The 20,312-nt window shown below is 43.2% G+C and carries 15 protein-coding genes; 10 read left to right on the top strand and 5 right to left on the bottom strand.

Annotation, left to right across the window (positions count from 1 at the left end; translation table 11 throughout):
• Positions 1–92: 92 nt before the first annotated feature.
• Together sugE and gnd are read left to right on the top strand one after the other, a co-directional pair.
• The gene (gene sugE, locus C9I43_RS09295) at positions 93–407 is read left to right on the top strand and encodes a quaternary ammonium compound efflux SMR transporter SugE (protein WP_076499847.1); all 315 of its coding nucleotides are present in this window, start codon (positions 93–95) and stop codon (positions 405–407) included.
• 159 nt (positions 408–566) lie between these two features.
• A complete protein-coding gene (gene gnd, locus C9I43_RS09290) occupies positions 567–2,093 on the top strand; it encodes an NADP-dependent phosphogluconate dehydrogenase (protein ID WP_107883252.1) in 1,527 nt (508 codons plus the stop codon).
• A 116-nt stretch (positions 2,094–2,209) separates the two neighbouring features.
• Here the strand turns inward: gnd and C9I43_RS09285 are convergent, their stop codons facing one another.
• Positions 2,210–3,109 carry a LysR family transcriptional regulator gene (locus tag C9I43_RS09285; RefSeq protein ID WP_107883251.1) on the bottom strand — a complete coding sequence of 300 codons (900 nt, stop codon included), beginning with the start codon at positions 3,107–3,109 and terminating at the stop codon, positions 2,210–2,212.
• Positions 3,110–3,271: 162 nt separating this feature from the next.
• Between C9I43_RS09285 and C9I43_RS09280 the strand changes: the two genes are divergently transcribed.
• The gene (locus C9I43_RS09280; RefSeq protein WP_107883250.1) at positions 3,272–3,754 is read left to right on the top strand and encodes a DoxX family protein; all 483 of its coding nucleotides are present in this window, start codon (positions 3,272–3,274) and stop codon (positions 3,752–3,754) included.
• Positions 3,755–3,818: 64 nt separating this feature from the next.
• Positions 3,819–4,631 carry a DODA-type extradiol aromatic ring-opening family dioxygenase gene (locus tag C9I43_RS09275; RefSeq protein WP_107883249.1) on the top strand — a complete coding sequence of 271 codons (813 nt, stop codon included), beginning with the start codon at positions 3,819–3,821 and terminating at the stop codon, positions 4,629–4,631.
• A 163-nt stretch (positions 4,632–4,794) separates the two neighbouring features.
• Here C9I43_RS09275 and C9I43_RS09270 read toward each other — a convergent pair whose 3' ends face one another.
• Positions 4,795–5,670, bottom strand: a complete 876-nt coding sequence (locus C9I43_RS09270; RefSeq protein WP_076499857.1) for a 1,4-dihydroxy-2-naphthoate polyprenyltransferase — start codon at positions 5,668–5,670, stop codon at positions 4,795–4,797.
• A 368-nt stretch (positions 5,671–6,038) separates the two neighbouring features.
• Between C9I43_RS09270 and tesB the strand changes: the two genes are divergently transcribed.
• Positions 6,039–6,905, top strand: a complete 867-nt coding sequence (gene tesB, locus C9I43_RS09265) for an acyl-CoA thioesterase II (protein ID WP_076499859.1) — start codon at positions 6,039–6,041, stop codon at positions 6,903–6,905.
• Between the two features lies 1 nt (position 6,906).
• On the top strand, positions 6,907–7,308 hold the full coding sequence (locus C9I43_RS09260; protein WP_076499862.1) for a YbaY family lipoprotein: 402 nt from the start codon (positions 6,907–6,909) through the stop codon (positions 7,306–7,308).
• A gap of 147 nt (positions 7,309–7,455) precedes the next feature.
• Here C9I43_RS09260 and C9I43_RS09255 read toward each other — a convergent pair whose 3' ends face one another.
• A complete protein-coding gene (locus C9I43_RS09255; protein WP_107883248.1) occupies positions 7,456–8,193 on the bottom strand; it encodes a YciK family oxidoreductase in 738 nt (245 codons plus the stop codon).
• A 262-nt stretch (positions 8,194–8,455) separates the two neighbouring features.
• Here C9I43_RS09255 and C9I43_RS09250 point away from each other — a divergent pair, with 262 nt between their 5' ends.
• From C9I43_RS09250 to C9I43_RS09240, 3 genes are all read left to right on the top strand, one after another.
• The gene (locus tag C9I43_RS09250) at positions 8,456–10,939 is read left to right on the top strand and encodes a VolA/Pla-1 family phospholipase (protein ID WP_107883247.1); all 2,484 of its coding nucleotides are present in this window, start codon (positions 8,456–8,458) and stop codon (positions 10,937–10,939) included.
• A gap of 108 nt (positions 10,940–11,047) precedes the next feature.
• Positions 11,048–12,064 (top strand): protease SohB, encoded by a 1,017-nt coding sequence (gene sohB, locus C9I43_RS09245; protein WP_107883246.1) that lies wholly within the window; start codon positions 11,048–11,050, stop codon positions 12,062–12,064.
• Between the two features lie 209 nt (positions 12,065–12,273).
• Positions 12,274–13,293 (top strand): helix-turn-helix domain-containing protein, encoded by a 1,020-nt coding sequence (locus tag C9I43_RS09240; protein ID WP_107883245.1) that lies wholly within the window; start codon positions 12,274–12,276, stop codon positions 13,291–13,293.
• Between the two features lie 23 nt (positions 13,294–13,316).
• On the opposite strand, the gene C9I43_RS09235 is transcribed toward C9I43_RS09240, so the two are convergent.
• A complete protein-coding gene (locus tag C9I43_RS09235) occupies positions 13,317–14,489 on the bottom strand; it encodes an SO2930 family diheme c-type cytochrome (protein ID WP_107883244.1) in 1,173 nt (390 codons plus the stop codon).
• 92 nt (positions 14,490–14,581) lie between these two features.
• On the bottom strand, positions 14,582–17,227 hold the full coding sequence (locus tag C9I43_RS09230; RefSeq protein WP_373455349.1) for an SO2930 family diheme c-type cytochrome: 2,646 nt from the start codon (positions 17,225–17,227) through the stop codon (positions 14,582–14,584).
• A gap of 529 nt (positions 17,228–17,756) precedes the next feature.
• Between C9I43_RS09230 and mprF the strand changes: the two genes are divergently transcribed.
• A complete protein-coding gene (gene mprF / locus C9I43_RS09225; RefSeq protein ID WP_107883242.1) occupies positions 17,757–20,309 on the top strand; it encodes a bifunctional lysylphosphatidylglycerol flippase/synthetase MprF in 2,553 nt (850 codons plus the stop codon).
• The last annotated feature ends 3 nt before the right edge of the window (positions 20,310–20,312 follow it).

Genomic DNA, 20,312 nt, shown 5'->3' with positions numbered 1-20,312 from the left:
TTCTCATCATTACATGATAATCACATGGCTTAGGGACGACCCTAAATACGCCAAATCTATTATGGGGACGACCCCTTTTATGGGAGTTCACTATGAGCTGGTTTTTATTGATCCTTGCGGGGTTATTCGAAATTGGTTGGGCCGTAGGGCTTAAATATACCGAAGGTTTTACGCGTTTATGGCCAAGTATCTTTACAGTTGCGTCGATGGCCGTGAGTGTGTTGCTACTCGGACTCGCGGTTAAACAACTGCCTATTGGTACGGCTTATGGCGTATGGGTCGGTATTGGTGCTATGGGTACAGCTATCGCGGGAATTGTTCTTTTAGGAGAAGGAGTTAGCTTACTTAAAATTGCCAGTTTGGTACTGATATTATTGGGCGTTTTAGGGCTTAAACTCGCCCATTAACTAACGGCGTACTGAATGCTATGAGGCATAAACGATAGCGACTTTTGGTGCAATCGAAATTGCCAATCGTATGTTTCTGGTAATTAAGTTACAAAGCTCGCTATAATTATATTTCAAAATTGGTTAGCTCTAACCTTTGCGACACGTGGGAATTATATAATGCAAAACCACAAAAATCTTAATGATATCGGCGTAATAGGTCTTGGCGTAATGGGTAAAAACCTTGCGTTAAACATCGCGGATAATCAATATAACGTCAGCGCATTTGACCTCGATGCTGATAAAGTTAATGCTGTTGTACTGCAAGAAAAACACGAACGTGTTGGACTTGAACCTCGTATTCTTGGCTGTGCTAATCTTACCGAAATGTTAGCCAGCCTTACAAAACCCCGTATTTTAGTGCTTTCTGTTCCTGCTGGTGCCCCGGTTGATGGTGTCTGTAGTGCCTTGATTTCTGCCGGAATTGAATCTGACGATATCGTTATTGATACGGGTAATAGCCTGTGGACTGACACTATCGAGCGAGAAGCTCGCTATAAAGAACAATTTGTCTTTTTTAGTTCTGCGGTTTCAGGCGGTGAAGTGGGCGCGCGTTTTGGCCCGTCTTTAATGCCAAGTGGCAATATTGATGCTTGGCATCATGTCGCACCTATTTGGAAGGCAATTGCGGCTAAGGTTGATGCAAAAACAGGCTTACCTATTGAGCGTTTTGAGCCAGGTAACCCAGTGATTGAAGGCGAGCCATGTACCACCTATATAGGTCCTGCGGGGGCTGGTCATTATGTGAAAATGGTGCATAACGGTATCGAATATGCTGATATGCAGCTGATTTGCGAAGCTTATCAAATGTTGCATGATGGTTTAGGTATGAGCGCATCTGAAGTCGGTGACGTGTTTGAGCGCTGGAACAAAGGTAGCTTAAATAGCTATTTGATGGAGATTAGCGCCGAAGTATTAAAGCAGGCCGATCCTTTAACGGGTAAACCGTTAGTTGACATGATCTTAGATAAAGCAGGCCAAAAAGGTACAGGTTTGTGGACTGCCGTGAGCAGTTTACAAATGGGGTGCCCAACGCCGACGATTGCTGAAGCTGTGTACGCCCGCGCTTTAAGTACCCAAAAATCTTTACGTCTGCAATTAAATAAAAAATTGGCTGGGCCAAAAAGAGTTGCGATTGATGCTACGCAAAAAGTAGCATTAATTGATGCCCTTGAAAGCGCGTTATATTGCGCCAAAGTGTGTTGTTACGCACAAGGCTTTCAGTTAATGGCAATGACGGCCAGTGAGCAAAAATGGCAGTTAGACTTTGCTGGAATTGCAAAAATTTGGCGCGCGGGTTGTATTATTCGCGCCACTTTCTTGCAATCAATCACTCAAGCCTATGAAGAAAAAGCCGATCTTAGCAATCTGTTGATGGCCGACAGTTTTGCATCTGTTTTATCTGAAAAACAAGAACTATGGCGTACAGCCGTTGCGACTGCTGTCATGCAGGGGATTCCTGCACCGTGTATTAGTTCGGCTCTGGCATATTACGACAGTTATCGCTGCGAAACATTACCGGCGAACTTGCTCCAAGGTCAGCGTGACTTTTTTGGCTCCCACACCTTTGAGCGTACTGACAAACCAGCAGGTGAGAAATATCACTTAGATTGGAGCGCTAAAGAGCGTACTTTAGCTAAGGTTTAAGCCTAAGGTTTCTAGCTTATTATAAAAATGAAAAACGCCCCTTATCAAGGGGCGTTTTTTATGTCAGATTACGCCATAATGGCTTATAAATTGGTGGATTAGGCTTATTTAAAACACTAAGCATTCAGCTCAGATGAAAAGGCGATCAGTTTTTGCCACAGTGCTTGGGCAACAGGGCCTAAGGGGGAATGGGGTTTTCGCATTACATAATAGTCGAGTTGAATGTTGTTTTGTCTTTCACGCAAATCCAGTGCCAGCAATGTGCCTTGTTTGAGTGAATCTTCAATCATATAGTGCGGCAGTTTACCCCAACCCATACCACTTTGGATGAGCATTTTCTTGGTATAAAAATCATTAACATACCAACGTCGTTGCCCCGCTTGTACTCCAAACTCAATATTCGCAGTGCCTGAGCCCGTATCTTGGATTACGATTTGATATTCGTTAACGAGTTCTCTGGCGTAGGTCAGTGTTGGATGACGTTCAAGCATGCGCGGCGCGGCGACATCGAGCAGGCTACCGGAAAATAGATAGGCTAATTCTAAATGACTCGAGCGTATGGGCTCAATGCCGCCTGCGGAGATGATAATTTCGGCTTTATCTTGATTCATCGCTTCGAGTGCACCGGTTAAAAACTCTTGTTTAAGAATGATTTGGGTGTAGGGGAATTCATTTTGAGTCAGCTCTAAAATAGGCAAAATCCGAGCGAGATTAAAGGAGGCTTCAAAAGCTAAGGTGATACTGGCTTCGTTGCCTTTGGCCAAATGTTTTGCTACCTGCCTCATTTCCTGCGCTTCATTCAGTACCCGTTGGGTATGTTGCAGTAGTTTTCGGCCTTGTTCAGTAATGGCGAGTCGATAACCTTCACGATTAAATAAGATAAGATCAAGTTGTGATTCTAGCTGCTTAATACTTTGGCTTATTGCGGGTTGGGTTTTGTGTAGCTTGTCACTGGCGGCTTTAAGTGAGCCCGCCTCAGCCACGGTTTTAAACATCAGCAGTTGGTCTAAGGTCACAGGTGTTGCTCGCAAGTCATAAATTATTAGTTTATGAGATATTAGATTTTATTCCATATTTATTTATATTTTATCGGCTCATAATCCACGCCATTCTCGCTTGTTGACTGTGCATTGGTGCTCAAGATTGACGGCAATATTAAGTTTAATGGGGTATGAACTATGCGATTTTCAAGCTTATGCGGTGCTAAGGGACAAAGTATCAATGGCTTAGTTGCCGAGGTTGATACGCAGAAGCTATTCCTTTGTACCAATACACTTAATCGCGCCGCTGCAAGCGTCACATTGGCGCTGAGTATCGTGTTTTTCATCTCGGGATTTGCCAAGTTATTTGGTGTGCCTATGTTCCATGCTCCGTTCACTTTAATGAATTTACCGACAGGTTTTGGTTACGTGATCGGTTTGATGGAGGTGATAGGTGCCCTTGGTTTGTGTCTACGTGACTACAGAGTGTTATCGGCGAGCGGTTTGCTGGCGATTATGATGGGAGCGATTTATTTCCACTTTAACTATGAAATGCCGATGAATGCACTGCCAGCATTGAGTTTATCGGCAGGACTGTTCTTGATTATTAAACTAGATGAAACTATTGAGCGTTTAGTTCGATTTCAGCGGCAGTTGGCGCTAAGTCGTTCCGCGTTTTAAGCGATAAAAATTGAGCCTAAAGTCAGTTATACAGTTATCAGATCATCAACAAGAGAAAACCACGATGCAAGTTAACACGAGTCGTATGCCTGTGCTGTTTGTGCCCCACGGTGGTGGCCCAATGCCTTTACTCAATGATGTCAATCATCAGGAGTTATGTACATTTTTAACCTCAGTGACGGCGTCCATTCCAACACCTACGGCGATTGTGCTGATCACCGCCCATTGGGAAGAGTCTGTGGTGACGTTATCGAGTAGCCCAAACCCCGCGATTTTGTATGATTATTATGGTTTTCCACCACAAGCTTACCAGCTGACGTATCCGGCTGCTGGTGAACCAGAATTAGCCGCACAAATTGCGAATATGCTAAATGAAAAGGGGATTGCTGCCCGCTTAGATAGCAATCGTGCATTTGATCACGGCACCTTTGTGCCACTTAAGTTGATGTATCCCGAGGCGGATATTCCTGTGGTACAGATGTCTTTAATTAACCGTCTCGATCCTAACGCGCATATTGCCATTGGGGAAGCTTTAGCCCCACTGCGCGACCAAGGGGTGTTGATTGTGGGCTCTGGCATGTCGTTTCACAATATGCGGGCGTTTTTTTCAAGCGATCCTACAGTACAAAGCCGCAGCGCAGAGTTTGACTACTGGCTCACGCAAACATTAACGGCAAGTGCGAGCACTGCCGAGGCTAAAGCAGCATTAATCTACTGGGAAATGGCCCCTGAAGCGCGCTTTAGTCATCCGCGGGAAGAACATTTATTACCACTACATGTGTGTTTTGGTGCAGGGAGCTGTGATTCATCTCAAGCGCTACGTAACTTTAACGGTATTTTGTTAAACACACTGATCTCAGGCTATATCTGGCAATAATCAGATGTTGAGTGTGTGTCGTTGAATATGGCAGCAAACTAGATTTGGCTTCGCTAGCCAATAAAAAAGGTTCATATCTGTTGAGGATACGAACCTTTTTATATTCACGATTAAGCTGCGGCGTTTTGTCGCGGCTTATAGCATTAGCATAGCGGCTTTACTCTTATGCGGTAAACACTAGACCTACGCTAAACAAAGTACTGAAAATCATGGTTAACTTAGCTGTGCGGCCAAGTAATGGATTTAACGCTTCACCGGATACAGCATAAAAATCACTACTAAGTTTACGCGCGATAAGCAGTGATAAGCCCGCGAGTAATACAGGAAGTCCCGGTAAAATACCGAGCAGGAAGCCAGCGATAACGAGACCAAAGGGCAGGTAAATCAGTGCTTGATATAGCACTTTTGATTGCGCTTCGCCGATACGTACAGCCAGAGTGTGTTTGCCTGCTTGGGTGTCGGTACGAATATCGCGGGTGTTGTTGACCAGCATGATAGCCGCATTAAATAGCCCAATAGCACAACCTAATAACCACGCATTGATTGTGGTATCACCCGCCTGCAGATAATAACTACCGACAACGGCCACTAATCCAAAAAAGATAAAGGCTGCGACTTCGCCCAGTCCGTGGGAGGCGAGTGGATAGGGGCCACCACTGTAACCCAGTGCACCTAAAATAGCAGCTGCGGCGAGAATGGCGATAGGCCAGCCGCCATGCCAAATTAAATAAGAGCCAACAGCAAGTGCCATTAACAGACATAGGATCATGGCATTACGGACGCTAGAGGGCGAAAGCAAACCACTTTGAGTCACGCGAACCGGTCCTAAGCGTTCGGCGGTGTCAATACCATTTTTAAAATCAAAATAGTCGTTAGCGAGGTTGACTGCAATCTGTAATAAAATAGCGCAAAGCATAGAGGTTACAGCGATTAACCAGCTGTAGCTTTCAAGATGCAGGGCAAGAATATTGCCGATGAGTAAAGGACCTATGGCTGCGGGGAGCGTACGAGGTCTTATGGCTAAAATCCAAGGATTCATAGTGTCCAGTCGTTATGGGTAAATGGGAATAGGTTTAAGCTAGGGCTTTATTAATGGATAGCATAACAAGATTTAACTTGAAAGTGAGCACTATCTAATAAACGCATGTAGCAGAGTTTGAATTAGCGCACATATGTTGATAGATATTGGTGGATATTTGTCGCCAAGTCCAAAAAACATAAAAATCTGTATTTTTATCCTTGGTGCTGATGAGAGCCCGTCTCTATGCGTATGAACTACCCTAAGTGCCGTAGAATATCATATTTAACTAATTGTTCACATTGCGAATAATTGACAGAAAACTGGTCAGCTAAAGGTCAACTGAGTTACCCTTTAGCATTAATGGCTAATTATGTAATAGGATCCCCATGAGTCAGGTATTAGACGATCTTTTATCATTACTTTCCCTTGAACAAATTGAAATCGGTCTGTTTCGTGGTCAAAGCCAAGATCTGGGATTTGGACATGTATTTGGTGGCCAAGTGATGGGGCAAGCATTGAGTGCGGCGAAACAAACTGTCCCCACTGAGCGCAAAGTTCACTCATTACATTCTTATTTTTTACGGGCAGGTGACGAGAAGTTACCCATAGTGTATGAAGTGGAAAATATGCGTGATGGCGGCAGTTTTAGTGCCCGCCGTGTGAGTGCTATCCAAAAAGGCCGGCCGATATTCCATATGACCTGTTCGTTCCAAGAGCCAGAGGAAGGGTTTAGTCATCAAGCAACGATGCCACAAGTGGTTGGCCCCGAAGGTTTATTGAATCAACAAGAATTAGCGATGACGTTGCGGGACAAAGTACCGACTAAGATGCTCGAAAAGTTTATGGCCGATGCGCCAATAGAAATGCGACTTGTCAATCCATTACATCCATTTGCTCCCAATGAAACCCAACCCTATCGTTATGTTTGGTTAAGAGCTAATGGTCCCATGCCAAGTGATGCGCATATTCATGAATATTTACTTGCGTATGCATCCGATTTTAACTTTTTGGTGACGGCTGCTCAGCCCCATGGCGTGTCATTTTTGACGCCTGGCGTAAGAATGGCAACGATAGATCATGCTATGTGGTTTCATCGACCCATCAATATGGGCGAATGGCTGCTGTACAGTATTGATAGCCCTAATGCCAGCGGTGGACGAGGTTATGTCAGAGGACAATTTTTTAATCAACAGGGTGAATTAGTTGCTTCTGCTACTCAAGAAGGGCTGATTCGTATGGTAAAAGGAAATTAAGATGTATCTTAAAATTAAGGCGTTAATCGTATTCTCTCTAATGGCATTGTTGCTTAATGGCTGCGTGACAGTACAACCGGAACAGCCAGTTATCATTAATGGTGCTGCGGGTTATTTAGAAAAAATTCCCTTACCACAAGGTTGTCAAATTACGATTGCTATTATCGACTTTAATACTCCAGGGGTTATTGTTGCACAAAAAACCTTTGATATTGCCAGAGCACCAGTGCCGTTTAAGTTTACGCTGCCCGCCAAATCAATTGATAAAAAGATTCAATATGGCGTTGTGGCGATGATCAAATATCAAAACCAAGTGATTTTCCAAACCTATGACAGATTCCCGGTGATCAATAATGATAAATTCACCACTGAAGTATTAATGAAAGCAGTTATGGCAAAGTAGTTGTAGTGAAAATAGCTATAGCTGAAATAACGATGGGCGCAGTCACTATGACTATTGCCTAGTGTTAATCTAAGTCTGAATCTGATTTTGATTAAAAAAAGCCCTTTCAATGTTCGGTTGAAAGGGCTTTTTTGTGTGTAACAAAATCTATTGAGCGTTAAATTGCTGACCGTTTACGGTGTTTGAGTCTGAACCCATTAAATATAAATAGGTCGGCATGATCTCCTCTGCAGTTTTAAGATCCAATGGATTCTCAGCAGGATAGGCTTTAGCGCGCATTTCAGTGCGAGTCGCTCCAGGATTGATACTATTGACACGGATTGACGTGCCATCACATTCATGGGCGAGGACTTGCATCATGCCTTCGGTGGCAAATTTAGAGAAGGCATAAGGCCCCCAATAGGCTCTACCTTGGCGACCGACGCTGCTTGAGGTAAAAATAATCGAGGCACTTGGCGCTTGGCGCATCACAGGTAATAAGGCTTTGGTTAGCATAACTTGCGCGATGACGTTTACTTTCAGTACATCTTCAAGTGATGGAATATCTATATGTTCAAACGGACCTAAAGCGCCAAGCAAACTCGCGTTATGTAATAAGCCATCTAAAGAGTCAAATTGCTCAGCGATGGTATCAGCCATATCACGATAATGTTGTTCGGTCGCGCCCTTAAGATCTAATGGCACTATGGCGGGTTTTGGGTAACCCGCTTGTTCTATTTCATCGTAAACAGCCTCTAGTTTTTTTACTGTTTTACCCAGCAGAATCACCGTGGCGCCGTGCTTTGCAAACTCGATGGCAGCAGTACGACCAATACCAGCCCCAGCACCTGTCACTAAAATTGTTTTGCCTTTGAGTAAATCTTTTACTGCTTGATATTCCAACATGAGTCTCTTTTTCCTCTTGGCGAGAATGCCCGCCACTTCTACAGTCGCCGAAGTGACAAACGCATGTTTCAAACAAATGAATGAAACTTTGTTATTAATAGCGAAAATGTTTGTGACAAACTTGTAGCTAACTAAATATATTTACGTTAACTTGAAATGAGTTAGGGGCTAACATAAGCCCTATTAGTCACAGTGCCGACGGCTATTGTGACTAATTTATTGGGGAAAACAAAACTATTACAACAAGATTTGGGGAAATAAGATGAAAAGACTCATTTTGGGTGTTGCGATTGCATCTGCGCTGGGACTCACTGGATGTGGTGAGGACAGCTATAACGAACTCAAGGATAAGACAGAAGCACTCGTCCCTGAATCGCACATGGTGTTCGACCCTGCTAATGCTAAAGTGCCATTGCCGAACGATTTGCTCTTCAGTGGTACCACTGACGGTACCTTATCCATTCCCGGTGAAAACTCGGGCAATTATGTAGACCCACAAATAGCGCTTGGGGCGTTAGATGGTTGGTCGACAACATCACCCATTTCTATTGATATCGAGTTAGCGAAAAAGAATGATGGTACACCACTGACACTCGTGGCAGCATCAGTTGCACAACCAGGCGCGGTTAGAGTGTTTGAGGCTACGGTTGGCGGTCCATTGTCTTCTGATCCTGAATGTACGACTAAGCCTTCTGTATCAGCGTGTAAGGTGGGAGCCGAGTTACAGTTTGGCGTTGACTTTGTATCCACTGCATCAGGCAACAAAGTGGTAGTAGTGCCACTTAAACCTCTTAAGGCTGGACAATCGTATATTTATGCGACGACTAATCTTATTCAAGACTCTGAAGGTCGCGGTATTGCGCCATCAACCACCTACGGTTTGTTGAAGATGGATATCAATACGTTACCGTTAGAAACGCCAGACCAGCTCATGCTACAAACCTTAGTGAATAGCTATGAAAAAGGGATTGCAGCGGCTCACAATGTTGATCCATTAACCATCAGTTACTCTGGTTTATTTACAACTCAATCCGTCGCTAACGTATATGAAACCACCAAACTGCTGATGGCGAGGGGTGCTCCCTATGCACCAAGTTTTGTCGAAACACCAACACCAGCTGGCTATACCGTTGCAGACGCTGCAGGTTTAACGCCTGATGCTGGAGCGGCCTACGTAGTGTCAAGTTTAGCCGATGTGTATACCGCTAAAATTAAACTGCCTATTTACGGTGACTGTTCTTCAGTGAGCTGCTTATCTTCTGCAGGGCAGCCATTAATTAATGGTCATTGGAAAGCACAAGGCGATAGCCCTGTCTCGGTATTGCTCGCATTACAAGCAGGCACACTAAGTCAAACTAATTTTGGTATGCAAGCCGTCGCTAATGGTATTGCCAATCCTGCCGATGCGTTAGCGAATCCGTCTTTAATGGCGGGTAAAACTTGGTTGTTAGACGATGGTACTGCGGTAGATAAAACTAAGCATCTCACTAAGTTCAACCCCATTCCGGCCATCAAAAGCTATGAAACCGTATCTGTGCTGATTTCTATGCCAAATGCAGTTAAATTAGCGAATTTTTATCAGCAGCAAGGTATTCCTTTTACACCGCCGACTGCGGGCTGGCCAACAACTATTGCACTACACGGCTTAGGGGGTGGTAAAGAAATGTCATTGGCCTACGCTGGTTCATATGCGGCGATGGGTGTTGCAACGATTGCTATTGATATGCCGCTCCATGGGGCGCGTTCATTTGATGCTAACGGCGATGGTGTCTATGAAATATCGGCAACAGATCCTTCTTTTGGGGCTGTTGTTGGCACACCGGATGCCTTTAAAAATGGTAATCCATTAGTGTTCGTGAATATTTCAAGCACTCTGTCGGTGCGTGATAATTTCCGTCAAGCGACTATGGACCATTTAGGTGTGCGTCTTGCGTTGACCGGTTTAGCGCAGGGCTTAGCACAAGCTGGTCAGCCACAGGTATTTGATGTGTCTAAAATCAGTGCGCAAGGCCTTAGCTTAGGCGCTATCGTCGGTACTGATTTTGCGACCTATGCTAGTACTGGTATGAAAGATCCTGCAACGGGGAGTGCATTACCTAACCCTTATGCTATCAATGCGGTATCGCTAGTGGCACCAGCAGGTGGCTTAGCGGGCTCATTTGCCGGTTCTGCAACCTTTGGCCCTGTGTTGTTTAGCAATATCACCGCATCGCCAACTTTCCAAGCGTTGGTCAATGCAGCTAACACGGCAGGTTATGAGGTGGGTAGCCCTGAATATGCAGCATTAGTACAAGCCGTATATGCGCAGTTTATTCCGACGTTTGCCTTTGCTGTACAAACGGCCGTGGACTCGGCGGATCCTGTAAACCATGCCGCTATGCTAAAAGCGACAGGTTTACCTGTTCATTTGATTGAAATTGCAGGCGATGGTAATGGTAACTTACCCGATCAAGTATTACCGAACCGCGTGGATAGTTTCCCGTTATCGGGTACTGAACCGCTGATTTCTGCCATTGGTCTACCTTGCGTTGATAGCACGACAAAAGGTCACGGCGTAGTGCGTTTCTCTAAAGGTCACCATAGTTCGATTGTGAGCCCAGGTGAAACGGATGCAACAGATGGTATGGCAGGGGCTGCAACCGTGGAAATGCAGACTCAAGTGGCAACCTATGCTGCGACTGCAGGTAAAGGTGATGCGACTATTTTAGTGACAAACAGTGACGTCATTGCGACTTGTCCTAACTAATCTTGCTTTAATCTGAAGAACCCAGCCAATGCTGGGTTTTTTTATGCCCCTTTAGGCTGTTAGAATAGCCAGTAATTGATTGAATGAAGTACCTTAACGGAGAGCGCTTTGGAATTTTTATACGAGTATGGAATGTTTTTGGCGAAAGCTGCCACGATAGTTGTCGCAATTGTTGCTGTTATTATTGTGGTATTGGCTTCCACTGTTAAACATAAGTCAGATAAGGGCGAGTTAAGGATCACTAATCTGTCTGAAGAATTAGAAGAACTGAAGCACGGTTTAAAAGAAGAACTCCTTTCAAAGAAACAATTCAAAGCCTATGAAAAGCAATTAAAGGCTGAAGAAAAGGCAAAAGACAAAACTGCTGATGATGCCAGCACGGGCAAAGTGTTTGTGCTCGACTTTAAGGGCAGTATCGATGCCGCTGAAGTTGCGTCACTGCGTGAAGAAATCAGTGCCATTTTGGCTATCGCCGACAAAGGTGATGAGGTGGTTGTTAATGTTGAAAGTGGCGGCGGTATGGTACATGGCTATGGTCTAGCCTCTAGCCAACTTGATCGTTTACGCCAAGCAAATATCCCACTAACGGTGTGCGTTGATAAAGTGGCCGCCAGTGGGGGTTATATGATGGCCTGTGTTGCCAATAAAATTTACGCAGCTCCCTTTGCCATTGTTGGTTCAATTGGTGTTGTGGCTCAATTGCCTAACTTTAGTCGGTTGTTGAAAAAGCATGAAATTGACTATGAGCAGCATACCGCGGGTAACTTCAAACGTACCTTGACCGTATTTGGTGAAAATACCGATGAAGGAAGACAGAAGTTTCAAGAAGAATTAGAAGAAACCCATGTTTTATTCAAGGAGTTTGTCGGTAAATATCGGCCTGAACTGGATCTTGCAAAAGTGGCGACGGGTGAACATTGGTACGGCCAGCAAGCGATAGAACTAGGTTTAGTCGATGCAATTTCTACCAGTGATGATGTGATTATGTCTCTTGCCGGTGAGCGCACTGTGTACAAGATACGTTATCAAATTAGAAAAAAATTAGCTGATAAAATTGCCCATGGCGCTTCGTTATCCGTGAACGCGATTTTTAATCGTCTCATCGAGAAAAACCGCCCAATGTAACCTGAATTCTGTTATGTGATGAAAGTAGAGCGCCTGTATTTACCGGCGCTTTTTTATATCCAACACCCATAAAATACATTTAATCATCTTTTTATTAACAAATAAGTATCATTTTGTTAGGGTTAAGACTGTTCAAAATAAGTGAAATCTTATACAACTAATAGCTTAAGGATCTACATTGTTCGCTTAATAAATGTTAAGGGTTATACATGTTAAAAAGAGTCGATTATAAGACGAATTTAATGGTAGGCGATCAAACTTATCCAGCATTTGAGCTACGTAATATGCTCGACTTTATTGCCTTGCAATTAGGCGAAACGGCGCAGGATAAAGTCTGCTTGCATATAGGTGTTGGCCGTAAAGAGCTTGAGCATTGCCGTTTTGTCTATGTTTGGCAGGTTGAGTACGTGATGGAGTTTTTACGCTTACAGAGCGGGGATCCTGACATAGGAACCAAATTGGGGCTCAGCTATAAGGTGAGTAGTTTGGATGTATTACTGCCGCATTTATCCCAATTCACGACATTGCAGACTTGCCTACATTTTGTCATTAATCATCCTCAACTAGTAGGCAGCTTCACCGACACATTAGTACGACTTGAGGATGATTGTATCTGTATTCGTTGGTTAAATACGGGTCGTATCGACAGATATCAATATGGATTTCAGTTTCTTCATAGTATTGGTGCTTTGCTTGGACTCGCTAGAGAATTAACGGGGGAAACGATAAACTTAACGCAGATTAATTTAGCTGAGCCAACGCGTGATGGTAATTTTTTGGCAATAGCAACAGGTGCTCAAATTCAATTTGAAACTGAGTATTATGAGTGGAGTATCTCACTCAATTGTTTGACGCTGTTGATTAATTATCCTTTTCTTGATGCCGTCTATGCGACAAATGAAATGCTAAGTATTTCTTTTGTCGATACCGTACTCAGTGCTATCCGTAGTGATTTTCCCCATGTGTTGCATCTTGATAAAATGGCCGCACACCTTCATATGAGCGACCGAAGTTTTAGACGAAAATTAGCCCAGTTAGGCTCGAGCTATCAGCGTCTAGTTGACCAAGTACGTTGTCAAAAGGCGATTGAATACATTTTGGCGAATGAACTGAGTGTTGAAGCGATTGCCGAAACAATGGGATATGCTGATGTTAGCCATTTTAGGCAGTGTTTTAAGCATTGGATTGGTCATCCTCCCGGTTATTTTAGCCGGCTCAATCGTCATTAAATACATGAGTAAACGCTCACCCATTACACGCAGTTACCTATATTTGGCGCGAGTGAATCTATCCACTGCCTAATTAATTCAACACCTTCCTGATGTTCAAGGCTACGACCTATCGGCGGCATTCTATCCTTAGGCTCAGACAGTGTTTGTCGATATAGCAAAATAGAGTGCTCCGCATTGCCGGGGATAATATCGTAGTCGAGCCCTTTCGCACCGCCATCCCATCCCGGAGGCTGTTTGCAGATCCCATATTGATAACTGGTATGGTCGATGTAAAAGCCCAATCTTAAACCTGAAATACTGGCAAAGCCCTTGGCGTTATGGCAGTGAGCACAGTTGACGTCTAAATAGCCCTTAGCACGGGAGGTTAAATCGGCACTGCTATCCTCTATTGTATAGGTTTTTCCAACTTGCTTGATATCGGCTAGTGAACTAAGCCGTCCTTGCTCGGCCCAAAGGATCAATTGATTGACCTTATGTCCCTGATATATGACCTCTCGATTAAGCAGATGTGCTTTTAGACCGATTGGAATAATTTGGCTGCTATTGTCTTGATTCATTTGATGACAAATTTTGCATTCAGCACGGCTTGGTATTGTGTAATCAAAAGTTTGAGTTTGTCCTTGATTGGTGAGGGTGCTTCTCACCGTCGCCCCCGCAGTTAGGAGCAGCGCTTCATCCTGTCGCCATTGGTAGACTAAACTTGTCCAGCCTTTTATTCTTCTGATTAAAAGCCGAGTTTCAATCAATACTTCATTAGCCACTCCTGTGATGGCGGTATCGAGTGGTAAAGCAAAGGTTTTGACGAGTACTGCTCCGATGGGAAATTCGAATGCTTCCTGTGCATGGTATTGCATCGTTTGACCTGCGGGTAAATAAATAAAGCGATATTTACTGGCGTAGTTAGAAAATAACTGGGTCGCGAGTTGATAGTCAAATCCTGGTGTTTGTGGCTGTGTTGTGGGGTTGCTTGGATCGATAAAGAGTCCATATTGGCTTAATCGTGGGCAATCCTCAGCCATTAAAGCCTGCCAGTTTACTTGGCCATTTGCGTGTTCGCAGAGGCTATCGGGAGTGGTTGGTACGGTCGGTATCGTGGGGGAATCAGTGCTGACGTCTTGGTTATCACTCCCACCACAGGCAATAACTAGACAGCTTATTGCTAGAATAGAGCTGAAAATTAGGCGTTTTTTCATCGCTATATCCGCTGTTTAATGTAATCAATAAGGGGGATAAAAGGCTAACTTAGTCAGCCTTTTATCCTTTTAGGCATAAGCTGTGATGTACTTTAGTGCGAGCAACTTGCCGCTGGCAGGCGTTTAATCCATTCGCTGATTAGCGCTGCACCTTCATCGTGGGCTAAACTGCGACCGATTTCAGGCATACGATCGCCTGGTGTCGTGCTTTGCATCCTGAAATGCATAATGGACGCCTCGGCATTCCCTGGCACAACATCAAAGCTTAGATTACCACCGCCATAAGCAACGGGAGATTTGCAGGTACCGTGAGAGAAGCCCGCATCATCGCTATAAGCCCGCCAGTATTCGAGTTTAAGACCAGTATTGGAGGCGTTACCCTCAGGTCGGTGACAATGGGCACAGTTGATGTCCAAGTAACCTTTGGCTGTTTGCATCAAAGCGCTATCGCTTAAGTTTGCTACAGCCCCTTCATCACCATCATGGTAAGCAGGTACCTGTGGGACTTGGCTTAAGTTGGGTAGTCCTTGCAAAATACCTAGGCTTTCCCATTTAAGCAGTTGATTCATAGCGCCATCTTGATAGCTGTAGTTGCGGTTTAAGTGTCGTGCTTTAGGGCCAATGGGAACGAATACAGCATTGGTATTGTCGTTGACCTTATATTGGTGACACTGTTTACATTGGTTCATGCTGGGAACCATATAATTAAAGGTAAGGTTCTCTCCTTTATGTAACAGGCTTTGGTTGCTAATAGCGCCCGCTTTTGCCAGAACTGCGTCTGTCTTATCGGCATTCCATGCATAGGGAAGGGCGGTCCATCCTGTTGGACGATGGATAAGAAGACGTGTTTCGATCAGGCTTTCATTGGCTATACCACGTTTACTACTGTCGGCTGGCATTGCAAAGGTTTTAGTTATGACCGTTCCAATGGGAAAATCGAAAGCCTCGTTTTCTGAGTACGTTGCTTTTTGTCCTGAAGGTAAGTACACGAAACGGTACTTAGTGGCATAGTCGGTAAAGAGTTGGGTATTGAGATCGTAAGGGACACCGCCTGAATTAGGTGCCGTGGTTGGGTTTTTGGTATCACTAAACAAATTGTAATCTGACAGTTTAGGGCAGTTTGCCTTGAGTAGAGCATCCCAACTGACGTTTGAACCAGTCGCTTGGCACAGGCTTTGGTCGCCATCACCCACTAAGCCGCCTTCACCTTCTCCGATGCTACCGCCACCGCCTATAAGGACACCGCCATCACAACCATCAGTATTATCATCAACACCACAACCAAATACTTTACCTGCAAAAGTGACCGTGTGCACTGGCAAACTAACCTGTGAACACTTGAGCAGGTTGTTTTGCGTCTTCTCAAATTGCACATCTGCGACGTTAATATCTGTGTTGCTATTAGCGTATAATCTGCCGTAGGACACATCACCGTTATTGTTGGCACAGACGTTATCGCTACCATTTTCAGCAAAAGGTGTTTCCTTTAAACCGAGGTAAGCCGCAGTACCATTATTGGCTAGCATTTCGCCTAAACCATCGTAGAGTACACCGGGTAAAGTGCCATGAGCGATAATGTAAGCGCGAATAATATCTTGAATCAAATAACCTTTTGGCTTACTACCGTAGTCAGTTATCTTGTTATCGTGCAAATAAATATTACGAGGTACTGGACGCCAACCATCTTCAATGGCTTGACCAGGTTGACCATAATTACCCACAAAAGATGTCATATCGGGTTCGGCGATAAAAAAGCTAGTAATAGTGACACCCAAGGTATCGTGGTGGGTAATTTCGTTATTGAAGATTTCTACATCCGCAGTAGAAAGCACGATAACGCCAGTACCTGGTGGGACGATATGTACTCCTGCGGGATTAGCAGAAGCATTGGCGAAGTTTGGCGCGTTATTGTTATACACCTTGTTATTGAAAATTCGCACGCTGGAGCCGTATCTCTGATTATTAATCGGTAAATCAAAAACTAAGATCCCACCAGTGTTGCCCATTGCTTCGTTGTTATACACATCGGCATATTTAGAGTTTTCGATTTCTATCCCCGCTACGTTTTCTTTGGCGATATTGCGACGTAAAACGATGTATTGGGATTGACCAACATATATCCCCGCATCGGCACTACCACGAACATAGCTATCTTCAATTAAAATGTTTTCACATTCGACAGGATATAAACCATAGGCACCGTTATCTTGATCGAGCGTGCCTTCCCACACTGCAGCCACTCGGCGCAAAATGATACCATTGGTATTTTTAAGTTTAATACCGTTATTCTTAGCTTCATTAACCGACAGATCTTGAATGATAATGTTCATTGCATTTTGTACAAAAATGCCGTCTCCCGAGTTAGCTTGGGAGAAGTTCAATATTGTGTCGTTCATCCCATAACCCATGATAGTGACGTTTTTGGCAAAGCTGCCGTCGCCATCGACATCTCCATCGAATAGTAGCGTTGAGTCAATATTAAACGTCCCTTTAGGCAGAACGATAACAGCATTACTTTGTGCATTAATGAGGGCTTCTTGAATACGGATAGTGAGATTATCTCCCGCAGCGATTTTAATAGCTCCCTCTGGAAAGGTGGGCTCCGTTTCTGGCGGTTGAACTACAGGAGGCGTGACATCCGGAGGCGTAACGACGGATGCTGAATCATCATCAGAAAAACAGCCCGTAAGGTTAAAGGCCATCAGCAGTGCGACACTGGTAGGAATAAACCAATTCATCTTCTTGTTTTTAGCATCGTTACCTAAGGTGTGAGCCGCATTAATGTTAATATTGAGGTTATTTCCTTTCAGTTTCTTGGTCAGCAGTGGGTAAGCTTTTTTATTGAACATAGTTTCTTTCGCCTTTTGTTATCATTTGGTTAACAGAATGCGCTGTGAGTGGAAAAAGACAATGTGAAATATGGCCAAAATGGTGCAGCATCGGTTGAGCAGACATTAGTGCGCTGCCTGATACGATGACATAATCTGGAGGTATTACGGCAGTTAGTATAGGCAAAGTTGTAAGTCATTCTAGAATTCAACGATTTCCCGAATTCAACTCTGAAGTACATTATTGCCAAAAATTCATCACATTAATAAAATGTCATGTGACTTATGATCAAATTCATTGCCTAAGAAATTTTCCTATGTTAAAAATCCTGTCGAAAAGTGGCATTTAAATTAAGCTAAACTAAAGTTAATGTTTAACGCTACTTCAATAATAACAACATTCGTCTTAGAACATATATTTAGGGCGTTGGAGATTAACATGGGGAGACGAGTTCGGGCATTTATTAGCCTTGCTATATTTACGATCTCATTATTTTTACTTTATAATTTAGAACAACAATATCAATTAAATGACATTATTGGAGAGATTAAAACTCTTTCATTATTCCAGTTGTTGCTAGCATCGTTCTTGACTGTTGCAAGTTACATGCTATTGAGTTTATATGATTATATAGCAGTCCGTAACGTGGATGCGACAATATCTTATCGTAAAATTCTACCCATTTCATTTCTTGGTTTCACCTTCTCCAATACGATTGGTTTTTCATTGTTAACCGGAACATCAATTAGATATAAATTTTATTCTGAACTCGGTTTAAGTGGTAATCAAATTACTCAAATTGTCATTTCATGTTCAGTTACCTTTTTTCTTGGATTATTTTTCATTTGTGGTATATCTCTGATTTGTTTTCCTTCTGTGCCGTTATCTGAACTTCCACTTCCCACTTGGCTTTATTCACTCACCAGCTTAATTGGTGTTGGAATGCTGCTCTGTGTTACGGGTTATTTTATGATTGGCATGTTAAGACATAAGCCGCTCAATTTTAGAGGCTTTGAAATTACAATACCTCATATAATGACTTCGATAAAACAACTCCTAGTCTCATCAATAGATTGGATTATTGTTGGAACATTATTTTATAGTTTACTGCCTGCAGTAGATAATTTGGGATATGTTCAAGTATTAAGTATTTTCTTTGTCGCTAATGCGCTAGGGGTGCTTGCGCATGTTCCTGGCGGAATCGGCGTGTTTGAGTCAGTAGTTACTGTTTCCTTGTCGCAATACTTGCCAGTGGAGCAAATCCTTGGCGCCATTATTGTTTACCGAATTATCTATTATATTATTCCTTTTTTAATTTCTTTAACATATTTTGTTATAACCATCGCGCGTGCTAATAAAGACAATATAGTGAAACTCAATGCTAACGTTGCGTTTATGCGCCAATTATTACCGCCGCTATTGAGTGTTAGTGTGTTTGGTGCTGGTCTATTATTATTGCTATCGGTTGTCAATCCATCGATTGTGCATAAATATCATTGGTTAGGCGAACTTGTACCATTACCTATCGTTGAAATATCCAGTCTTATTCTTAGTGTGAGCAGTGTGTTACTTTTGTTATTATCACATGGTTTATTTAAACGTTATGAAAATGCTTTTTTATTGACTAAAAAATTACTTTTGATAAGTATGCTTTTTATTATCCTTAAAGGAGCTGGGTGGGAATTGTTATTCGCAGTTGGGTTCATCTATTTGCTAATAATCCCATGTGAAACGTTATTTTATCGTAAAGGTTCCGTTGTCGGAATTAAATACTCTCTGGGTTGGTTGTTATCACTATCCGCAGCCTTAGTGTTGATGATATGGGTATTGTTTTTCTCTTATCAAGATGTTGATTATGATCATTCCCTCTGGTTTACCTTCTCCCCTGATAGCCATGTATCGCGGGCATTACGTGGTGGAGCCGTTGCAATATTGATCGTATTTGGCTTTGCTATACGCTATTTTTGGTCGCGAACTCAGCTTCAATTACCCTTTATTGATAGCACTTCATTAACAGCTGCGATGGAAATTATAGATAAGTCGCCAAGCAGCCATGGCTATCTTGCGTTAGTGCAAGATAAATCAATCCTATTTAATGAGGATAAGGATGCCTTTCTTATGTACGCCAGAGCAGGACATTGCTGGGTTGTGATGGGCGACCCTATTGGTAACCCAAATAAATTTGATGATTTACTCTGGCAGTTTAGGGAGTTATGTGATGCTTATGATGGTTGGCCAGTATTTTATCAAGTGACCCAAAAATACTTACCGAGCTTTTTGGAGCAAGGGTTAGATTTATATAAATTAGGTGAAGAGGCGATTGTTACGCTCGAACAATTCGAGTTGCAGTCAAGCCAATACCGAAGTTTGCGCCAAAGTCATGCAAAAGCGCAACGAGACGGTTTAAGCTTTGCTGTGGTTGAGGCCCATCAAGTGGAAGGCATATTACCGCAATTAGAGGTAATATCATCAACTTGGCTTAATGAAAAGCAAGGGCGCGAAAAGGGGTTTTCAGTAGGGTATTTTTCGGCCGATTATTTGTGCTCCGCGCCTATGGCATTAGTGTACTCAAAGGGTGTGATTGTGGCATTTTCTAACATATGGGCCAGTGCCGCAAAGGTTGAATTTTCAGTTGATTTAATGCGTTACGATCCTAAGTTATCAAGTAGTAATATTATGGATTACCTGTTTACTGAATTATTGCAATGGGGAAAAAAGCAAGGCTATCAAACGTTTAACTTAGGGATGGCGCCTATGTCGGGCTTGACCGATAGAGCGTTAGTGCCTTTTTGGACTAAGCTCGCGAAGGAGGTATATAAAAGAGGTAGTAAATTTTACAATTTTCAGGGTCTTAGGCGTTATAAGGAAAAATTTAATCCTACCTGGGAGGCTAAATACTTGATTTGTTATGGTGGGCTCTCCTTACCGATAGTAGTCGGCAGTTTAGTGACGTTAAGCAGCCGTGGTGCAACTGGTGTATTTAAAAAATAGGTG

The sequence above is a fragment of the Shewanella morhuae genome (assembly GCF_003028295.1).
Taxonomy (GTDB): domain Bacteria; phylum Pseudomonadota; class Gammaproteobacteria; order Enterobacterales; family Shewanellaceae; genus Shewanella; species Shewanella morhuae.
The sequence above is the reverse complement of the archived record's forward strand: the minus strand, read 5'-3'. Positions and strand labels throughout refer to the sequence as shown.